This is a genomic window from Streptomyces jumonjinensis, from assembly GCF_009600885.1.
Lineage (GTDB): Bacteria > Actinomycetota > Actinomycetes > Streptomycetales > Streptomycetaceae > Streptomyces > Streptomyces jumonjinensis.
In genome coordinates this window covers 124,306-133,805 of the sequence record NZ_VCLA01000156.1, presented here as the reverse complement: position 1 = coordinate 133,805, position 9,500 = coordinate 124,306, and the positions used below count along the sequence as shown (strand labels likewise).

Annotated in this window: 5 protein-coding genes; 1 reads left to right on the top strand and 4 read right to left on the bottom strand. The window is 69.0% G+C overall.

The window, feature by feature from the left end; genetic code table 11:
• Window positions 1-4,173 (bottom strand): non-ribosomal peptide synthetase (locus FF041_RS39170; RefSeq protein WP_228388453.1); only part of this gene is annotated, 4,173 nt, incomplete at its 3' end.
• A 140-nt stretch (window positions 4,174-4,313) separates the two neighbouring features.
• Entirely contained in the window at window positions 4,314-5,681 is a 1,368-nt protein-coding gene (lat, locus tag FF041_RS21035) for an L-lysine 6-transaminase (RefSeq protein WP_153524212.1), read from the bottom strand.
• Between the two features lie 270 nt (window positions 5,682-5,951).
• Between lat and FF041_RS21030 the strand changes: the two genes are divergently transcribed.
• Window positions 5,952-7,142 (top strand): aminotransferase class V-fold PLP-dependent enzyme, encoded by a 1,191-nt coding sequence (locus FF041_RS21030; RefSeq protein ID WP_153524211.1) that lies wholly within the window; start codon window positions 5,952-5,954, stop codon window positions 7,140-7,142.
• A gap of 136 nt (window positions 7,143-7,278) precedes the next feature.
• On the opposite strand, the gene FF041_RS21025 is transcribed toward FF041_RS21030, so the two are convergent.
• Both FF041_RS21025 and FF041_RS21020 read right to left on the bottom strand, forming a co-directional pair.
• On the bottom strand, window positions 7,279-8,289 hold the full coding sequence (locus FF041_RS21025) for an MBL fold metallo-hydrolase (protein WP_323392300.1): 1,011 nt from the start codon (window positions 8,287-8,289) through the stop codon (window positions 7,279-7,281).
• Window positions 8,290-8,605: 316 nt separating this feature from the next.
• Window positions 8,606-9,343 carry an AfsR/SARP family transcriptional regulator gene (locus tag FF041_RS21020; protein WP_323392299.1) on the bottom strand — a complete coding sequence of 246 codons (738 nt, stop codon included), beginning with the start codon at window positions 9,341-9,343 and terminating at the stop codon, window positions 8,606-8,608.
• Window positions 9,344-9,500: the final 157 nt, after the last annotated feature.

Sequence of the window (9,500 nt, the reverse complement as noted above, 5' to 3'; positions counted from 1 at the left end):
GAGCTCGCGGTAGGTCAGCCGGGTGTCGCGGTACACCACCGCGATCTCCTCCGGCCAGGCCGCCGCCTGCTCCTCGAACACCCGGTGCAGGGTCTTGTCGGCCGGGAAGGGGGCCGCCGTGCGGTTCCAGGCGTCGTAGCGCTCGATCATCGCCGGTGAGACGAGCTCAAGGCGGTCGACGGGCCGTGTGATGTCGTCGGCCACCTGGTCGAAGAGCGTACGGGTCACGTCGAGCAGCGTGTCGATCGTGCCGTCCTCGAAGAGCTCGCCCGCGTACCAGAGGGTGACGGTCAGCTCGTCGTCCTCCTCGCGCGCCACGACGGCCAGCGGGTAGTCGACCTTGTCGGCGTCGTATGCCTTCTCGAAGGCGAGGAACTCGTCGTGCTCCCGCTCCTCGTCCTCCGACAGGAGCCGCGGGTAGTTCTCCAGCACGAGCAGCGTGTCGAAGAGCCGGCGCTTCATGCCGCCGGTCTCCAGCCGGCCCAGCTCGACGGTGCTCTTGCTGTTCATCGTGTTGACGGCGGTCTGGATCTCGCCGATGGCCGCGCCGACGCTCTTCGCCGCCTGGTCGTCGTGGTCGACGATCAGCGGGAGCGTGTTGATGAACAGGCCCACCGAGTTCTCGATGCCGTCGATATGGGGGTTGCGCCCGGAGACGATCGTCCCCACCACGGTGGTGTTCCCGCCGCCGACGGCGTACAGCACCTTGTGCCACACGAACTGCAGCACCGAGTGCAGGGTGACCCGGTGGGCGGCGCACACCGCCTTGAGCGCGGCGGTCCGCTCCGCGCCGAGGCTCAGCTTCCGCGTCCGGTGCTCCCGCACATGGTCGTACTCGCTGAGCGCGACCTGGTACCGGATGTCCTCCTTGACCAGCCCGCCGAAGTCGCCGCGCTCGTCGATCCGCTCGACCTGCCGCGTCCAGTACTCGACGTCGTCACTCCGGTGCGCCTCCCAGTCCCGCTGCGACGTGACGTACGCGCTGTCCACAGCCGGCTCGATCGCGCCGCCCTGGCGCAGCCGGAGGTAGGTGCGGTGCACATCGTCGTGGAGGACCGGCAGGCTCCACCCGTCCAGGATGATGTGGTGGCAGCTGAAGATCAGCGAGAACAGGTCCTCGCGCTGCTTGATGAGATACACCCGGAACAGCCGGCCCGCGGCCGGATCGTAGGGCTCGGTCCGGTCCCGCTCCTGGAGGTCCTTGATACGGGCGTCCTGCTCGGCGGCGTCCGCCGTGCCGCTCAGATCGACGAACCGCCAGTCGAACGGCTTGTCGTCGTTGTCGATGATCTGGAGCGCCTGCTCCGCCCACTCGAAACGCAGCCGCAGCGCGGGGTACTTCCGCCGGGCGTGCTGCCACGCCTCCTTCATCAGATCGGGGCGGATCTCGCAGTGGTAGCGGTGCACCGACTGCATGACGTACGCGTCGTCGCCGTTCCGGCGCTTGAGGGCGTGGTAGAGCAGGCCCTGCTGGAGGCCGTTCGCGAGCAGCCGGACGGACTCGCCTTCGGCCGGGAGCGGCTCGGCGGCCTCCGCCGGCACGGGCTCCGTCCCTTGCCGCTGCTGTTCCAGGTGGAGCGCCAGCTCGCCCAGCGTACGCAGGGTGAACACGTCCTGGACGCTGACGAAGACGCCGAGCCGCTGCCGCACCCGGGCGATGAGCAGGATGCAGGAGATGCTCTGGCCGCCGAGCCGGAAGAAGTCGTCGCCGGCGCCGATCCGGGCCGCCGGCACTCCGAGGACCGAGCTCCAGATCTCCCGGAGCTCGTCGAGGACGCCGCCGGCCGCACCCGCCGGGCGGGCGTCGGCGGCGGGCCCGGACGGACCGCCCGGACGGGCGGTGTCCACCTCGGGCAGCGCGCGCCAGTCGACTTTGCCGTTGATGTTGACCGGGATGGCGTCGAGACGGACCATCCGGGCGGGGACCATGATCCGGATGAGCCGCTGCTCCAGGAAGGCGAGCAGTTCGTCCTCGGAGACCTCCGCCGCGGGCTCGGTGACGTAGTACCCGATCAGATGGCGGTCACCGGTGCCGCCGGCCCCTTCGCGGGCCACGACGGTGCACTTGCGCACCCCCGGGTACTCGGTCGCCTGCGCCTCGATCTCGCCCGGCTCCACCCGGACGCCGTTCAGCTTCAGCTGGAAGTCGCTGCGCCCCATGAACTCGACCTCGCCGGACGGCAGCATCCGCGCCAGGTCCCCGGTCCGGTAGACACGGGCGTTCATGCCGCGCGCCCGGTCCTGCTCCGACTGGAACGGGTTCGGGGTGAACCGCTCCGCGGTCAGATCGTCCCGGTTGAGATAGCCCGGGGCGACGCCGCAGCCGCCGATGTAGAGCTCGCCGATGGCGCCGACGGGCAGCTGCTTGAGGTCCTGGCTCAGTACGTACCACTTCACGTTCCGCACCGGCCGGCCGATGCTGCGGTCCTTGCGCTCCGTCGCGCCCGGCGGGAACTCCTTCACCGCGGTGACGAAGGCCGCCTCCGTGAAGGCGTACTCATTGACGATGTGCCCGGAGAACTTCTCCCGGAGCTGCCGGAGCCCGGCCGCCGTCAGCTCCTCGCCGACCAGCAGCAGCCTCTTGAGGCTCGTACATCGGCGCAGGTCGAAGTGTTGCAACACCGATCCCGTGGCGTTGAGATAGGTGACGCCATGGCGCTCGATGTACTCGGGGAAGCGGTCGGGGTCCAGCCTGATCTCATCGGGGACGATCACCAGCGTCTGCGAGTTGATGAGCGCTATCAGCGTCTGCCGCAGATGCGGTTCGAAGACGTACGAGGCGAAGAGCGCGACCCGCTCCTCACCGGGCCGCCGCATGTCGTACCGCTCGGACAGGTCCGTGATGCTGTTCACGACGCTGTCGTGGTACTTGGGAACGCCCTTCGGCACACCGGTGGTTCCGGAGGTGTAGGTGAGATAGGCGAGGTCCCGACTGCCCAGGGAGAGCCGCGGCTTCTCACGCGTCGAGCCCTCGGCGGCCTCCTGCTCGGCGAGCACGCTCTCGATCTCGATGACGCGCACATCGGCGTGGTCCGGGCCGAGCGTCTCCCTCAGCCGTGCGGCGTGGCGGCGGTTGGTGACGATGCCGGCGAGGCCGGTGTCGCGGACGGCGAACCGTATCCGGTCCGCCGGGTAGGCCGGATCGATCGGCACATAGGCCGAGCCGGACTTCCAGATCCCGAGGGTGGCGACGACGCCCAGGTCGCTCTTGTCGAGATACAGCCCGATCAGCTCCTGGGGCCGCACCCCCATCCCGGGGCCGAGCAGCCAGTTCGCGACCTGGTTGGACCGCTCGTCGACCTCACGGTAGGTCAGCCTGGTGTCGCCGAAGACGACGGCCTCGCGGTCCGGGGACCGCCGGGCGGCCTCCTCGAACAGATCGTTGAGCCGCTTCCCCTCCGGGAAGTCGCCGTCGGTGGCGTTCCACTTGTGCAGCTGCTCCCGCTGCTCCTCCGACGCCAGCTCGATGCCCGCGACGAGGTGGGCGGGGCGGGTGAGGAACTGGCCGAGCACCTCGCGTACGACGTCGAGCACACCGGCGACGGTGCTGTCCTCGAACAGCTCCCCCGCGTAGGCCATCGTCCACCGCAGGCACCCGTCGGCCTCGCTCTCCCGGACGATCATGGCGAGCGGGGTCGACGGCAGCCCGTCCAGGGCCACTTCATGGTCGGCGACCACGAGCAGGGCGTCGAAGAGGCCGCGCTGGAGCAGCTCGTCCGGACGCGCGTACGACTCCTTCCGGCGCAGCGCCTCCTCAAGCTCCCGCACCGCGGCGGCGCAGGTGAGCCGGGCCTGCTCGGCGTGGTCGACGACGACCGGGAGAACGCGTGCCTGTCCCAGGTCGTCCGTTCCGGTGGCGTCGACGAACGCCGCGACCGTCTGGTTCCCGTGGCCGTACGCGCGCATGACGCTGTGCAGCGCGGCGAGCGCGAACGCACCGACCGACAGACCGTCGTCACCGCGCCGGGAGTCCCTGAGCGTGGTGTAGTCCTGCCCATCGATGACTATGTCCTGGTATCTCGTCACACGAATACCAGGATCGTCGTCGCGCACCGCGATCTTGTTGCGCCACTCGTCTTTGAGCAGCATCTCCAGATCGCAGCGCTCGCTTGACGCTCCTTCAATGCGGGCAGTCCAGTCCGCGGCGGTCTTCGGGTACCGTGCTGACATCATTCGTGGGCTCTCCGTCATGCGGGATTTATGCGAACGTGCCGTCGAGACGGCGCGAGGATGCCGCCTGGGGTCCATGGGGGCCCCAGGCGACGCGCCAGGTGTCGTTCTGATCTCTATGGGTGGTTACTACACGCCGTACGTCAGGCGGTGAGCGGCTCGACTCCGCGTGCCAGCGCCTCAAGCGCCAGGTCGATCTCGCTCTCGCTGATCGTCAGCGGCGGGCGGAATCTGAGGCTGCGTTCGCCGCACGGCAGGGCGATCACATGACGGTCCCGGTACATCCTGCGCAGAACGTCGTCACGGAGCTGGGCGTCCGGGAAGTCGACGGCGCACATCAGACCTCGGCCGCGGGCATTGGTCACGACAGCGGGATGCCGGGCGGCGAGGACTTCGAGACCGTCGCGGAAGTATTTGCCGCGCTGGACGACGGTGTCGAAGAGCTGGGTGTCCTCGATCGTCTCAAGTATCCGGGTGGCGCGGACCATATCGGCGAGGTTGCCTCCCCAGGTCGAGCTGATCCGGGACGAGACGGCGAAGACATGGTCCGGGACCTCGTCGATCCGGCCGCCGCCCATCACTCCGCAGACCTGGGTCTTCTTGCCGAACGCCACCAGGTCGGGCGTCAGGCCCAGCTGCTGGTAGGCCCATGCGGTGCCGGTGATCCCGCAGCCGCTCTGGACCTCGTCGAGCACGAACAGGGCGTCGTGCTCATGGCAGAGCCGCTGCATCGCCTGGAGGAAGCCCGCACTGAGGTGGTTGTCGCCGCCTTCGCCCTGGATCGGCTCGGCGATAAAGCAGGCGATTATGCCGTCCGCGTCCCGGAACGCCGCCTCGGCGGCCTCCAGCGCCCGCCGCTCGGCCTCCTCGTTGGCGGCGGCGTGCTCCTCCAGCGGGTACCGCAGGGCGGGGGACGGGATCCGCGGCCAGTCGAACCTGGGGTAGCGGGCGGTCTTCGACGGCTCGGTGTTGGTCAGCGACATGGTGTAGCCGCTGCGGCCGTGGAACGACCGCTCAAGGTGCAGCACCTGGAGCTTGTCGACGGCGTCGTCGTCGAGGCCCAGCTTCTGCGCCCGCCAGTCGAAGGCGGCCTTGAGCGCGTTCTCCACGGCCAGCGCCCCGCCGTCCACAAAGAACAGATGCGGCAGCCCCGGGTCGCCGAGCACCCGGGCGAAGGTCTTGACGAACCGGACATAGGGAACCGTGTAGATATCCGGGTTGGACGGCTTGTTCACGGCCGCCGCGGCAAGCTCCCGCATGAAATCCGGGTCTTCGGCGATGCAGGGAGGGTTAATGCCGAGCGGGGCCGAGGCAAAGAATGAAAAAAGGTCGAGATAACGGTTCTTCGTGACCGCGTCGACAAGCCATGTACCTGAACTGGCGGGAATGTCGAGAACAATGTCGTAGCCGTCCACGAGCACGTGGGGCTCAAGCGCACGATGTACGTCCCGAGCGTTCAGGCTTCCCGCTCCGGAAAGGCTACAGTCGGAATGACCTTCTTTTTCACCCATTTATGAAAACTCCTGTAAAGCAGGATGAATTGTCAGAACTCTGGGGCTCCGGCTAACCATGGCGGTGAACTGGTCTAATTAGAGCTCCTAATGCTGACCCATACTGCTCTTGAGGGGCTCTTCGAGCTCTCTCGAAGAGCTCTCCACTGTTTTTCGACAACGCCGGGAAAGGGCCTGTTCCAGATCGCGCGACGACTGCTACTGTGCCTCACACGTCGACCTAATGCCGCAGGCCGCTTGTTTTTTCTGAATTCACGGGAGATACACGACATGGCCGTTGCCGACTGGGATGACGCCCGCGGCCGGATGCTGCTCGACCCCGCCGTCGTCAACCTCAACACCGGCTCCGGCGGACCGCTGCCGCGCGGCGTCTTCGACCGTGTGACCGCCCTCCGCACCCATCTCGCCGGCGAGCCGATGGACTTTCTGCTCCGCGAGGTGCCCCCGCTGCTGTGGAGGGCACGGGAACGCCTCGCCGGCTTTCTGGGCGGCGCACCGCACCGCCTGGCCCTCACCGCCAATGTGACCGGGGCCGTCAATATGGTGGCGTCCTCGCTGAACCTGGCCGCGCCGGGCGAGATCCTGCTCAGCGACGACGAGTACACGCCGATGCGCTGGTGCTGGGAGCGGATGGCGCGGCGACAGGGCCTGGAGGTGAGGACGTTCCGGCTGCCGGCGCTGCCCTCGGACCCCGGCGAGATCGTCGACGCCGCCGTCGCCGCGATGAGCCCGCGGACCCGGCTGCTGTCCTTCAGCCATGTCGTGTCGGCGACCGGACTCGTCCTGCCCGCCGCGGAGCTGTGCGAACAGGCCCGCCGGCGCGGGATCACCACCGTGGTCGACGGCGCCCACGCGCCGGGGTTCCTCGATCTGGACCTGGCCGGCATGCCATGCGACTTCTACGCGGGAAGCGGCCACAAGTGGCTTCTCGCCCCCACCGGCGTCGGGTTTCTGCACCTCGGCCCAGGGCAGTTGGAGCGGCTGGAGCCGCCGCAGGTGAGCTGGGCCTATCAGCCCCCGCCGGGGAGCGGGCCGCCGGACGGGCGCGACCGGTTCGGCAGCACCCCGCGGCTGCGCAGGCTCGAATGCGAGGGGACACGGGACATCTGCCCCTGGCTCGCGGTTCCGGAGGCGATCGACTTCCAGGCGGGGCTCGGGCACGACGCGATCCGCGCCCGCCGACGCGAGCTGACGGACCACGCGCGCCTGCGCCTCGCCGGCGGGCTGGGCCTGGCGCCCGTCACACCCGAACCGGAAGCCCTGTCCGGCGCGATGGTGACGTTCCGGCTGCCCCGGGGCGCGCGAGCGGACGAACTGCGCCAAGGGCTCTGGGAGCGCTTCCGGATCGAGGCGGCGGCGGCCGAGCGGCCGGAGGGCCCGCTGCTCCGGGTCTCGGCGAACTTCTACAACACCGAGGACGAGATCGACCGGCTGGCGGACGCGCTCAAGGAGCTGCTGTAGGAGCTGCTGCGGGAACTGCGGTGGGAGCTGCCGCGCCCCGGCGACGCCCGGCGGCAGAGGGATCGGCGCAGCGCGGCGGTGAAGCTCAGAGGCAGGGAGTCAGCGGAGCACGGCGGTAAGGCTCAGCGACAAGGGATCAGCGGAGCGCGGCCGTGAGGCTCAGAAGCTCCAGATGCCGGAGGGTGAGGACGTGCGAGCCGGGCGCGGCAGCCTTCGACAGTTCCACGGCCGCCGCGGGCCGGACCGAGGCCGCGAGCAGACGGGGCGTGCCGGTGAGGGGGGTGACCATGTCGTCGTGGTGGCTGGGGATCAGCAGCGGAGGGTGCCCGAGGGCTCCCAGGAACCGCTCGACGTACCGGTGGACCGCCGAGTGCGAGCTCATCGGGACCAGTGCGACGTCCGGCCGGATGCCGGTCAGCTCGCGCTCGACGAAATTGCCCGCGCCCATGAGCAGGATCGTCGGCCCGCCGTCGACGGAGACCTGGTAGGAGAGGGTGTCGCCCTCGACGAGGTCGCCGAGCACGGCCGGCCGCCGCGGACGCGCCACCCGCCGGCCCGGGGCGAAGTAGCCGTGGTCGGCCAGCTGGCTGTGCAGACTGCGGAACACTTCCACCGTGTACCCGTCGAACTGCAGATACTCGCCGCCCTTGACCTGGATGACATCGTCGGCGCGCGCCTGCGGCGTCCCCATGGCCGTGAGCAGATGACGGACCGTCTCATCGCAGAGGGTGCGGATCCGGGCCCGCCGCCAGGCCGGGCGGGCCAGCAGCTGCGGCACGTCCGCCAGATGGTCGAAGTGGCCGTGGCTGACCAGAATCAGCTCGGGGGCGCCCCGGAGATGACGCGCCGCCACGCGCTCGACGGCGGCCCGGTCGGGCCGCAGCGGGAGCCGCGGATCGAGCGCCCCCGACCGGCCCTTGCAGGGCATACGGCTCAGATAGGGGTCGAAGAGGATGCTGCGCCCGCCGTCGATGACGATCTCCCAGCCGGAGACGCCCAGCCAGCGCAGTTCCACCGGGGTGGGGTACGGATCGCGCTGCCGGGCCGCCGCCCCCGTGCCGACGACTCCGGCCGCGACCGCCGCCGCACCCGATGCCGCCAGGGCTCCCTTGAGTACCGTCCGCCGCCCGGTCAATGTTCCACCCACGCTTTCTGTGACTGCTCAGAGCGAGGGGGACGTTACGACAGGTGACAGTCGAGGGGGCGATTTCAAGCCAGCGTCAGCCGCCGAAAAGAGAGCCGGCGTCAGCCGGCGAAAGAAAACGGCCGGAGCGCAGGGGAGCGCGCTCCGGCCGGGAACCATTCCACTCCGCGAGCCTCTTGATCGACTCTTGGAGCGGTCTCATCGAGAACCCCGAGAACTCCGGGAGCCCCGAGAACTTCGGAAAAAAACAAGATGAACGTTTCTTCAACTGAAGTTTCAGAGCGGAGCTGACGCCGTCGCCTCGGGAGTCGTCCTCATGTCACGCCGGAGCGCCGACCCGCAGGACCTGTTCGTCCTGACGGAGGATGGCCTGCATCACCCGGGTCATCCGCTCCCCCGGGCTGATCCCGATCTCCTCCCGCAGGATGTGCTTCGCCCGGTGGAAGACCTGGATCGCGTCGGCCTGGCGGCCCTCCGCGTAATAGGCCTTCATGAGGCTGACGTACAGGTCCTCCCGGAAGGGGTCACGGCCGACCAGCTCCGACAGCTGGGTGATCGCGTCGCCGTAGTGTCCGAGGCCGACGTCGATCAGGGCGCGCAGCTCCACCGCCGCCGTCCGCTCCTCCTCCAGGGTCTCCCCCTTCAGCCGCAGCCGGCTGGAGGTCACGTCGGCGAAGACCGGTCCCTTCCACAGGGCCAGTGCGGCGTCGAGCCGCTCGGAGGCCTCCCGGTGCCGGCCCCGGGCGTGCAGCTCCCGGACGCTGCGGACCGCTTCCCGGAAGACGAACAGGTCGATGGAGTCCGTCCGCACCCGCAGCTCATAGCCGCGGTCGTGCGAGCCGAGGGCGTCCCGGCCGAGTCCCGCGTCCTCCAGAGCGGTGCGGAGCATCCAGGCCGAGGTCTGCAACTGTCCGGCGACGGTTCGGGGTGGCTCACCGTCCCATGAGTCCTCGATGATCGCTTCCTTGGAGATGACCTGTCCGGGGCGCAGCGCCAGGGAAGCGAGAAATCGCCGTTGCCGCTGCCCCCGGATGGGGATCGAAACAGAATCTTTCACGAGAGTCACCGAACCGAGAAGCCGGATCGTCACGTCATTCCAGGTGTTCATGGCGGATCCCCCTTGTGAAGGAACCACGCCCTCGCCCGAGTGAGGGGTGGACATGGCATCGGCGTATTTCGCAGTGCTCACCATGCTTCCGCTTGTCGTTCCAAAA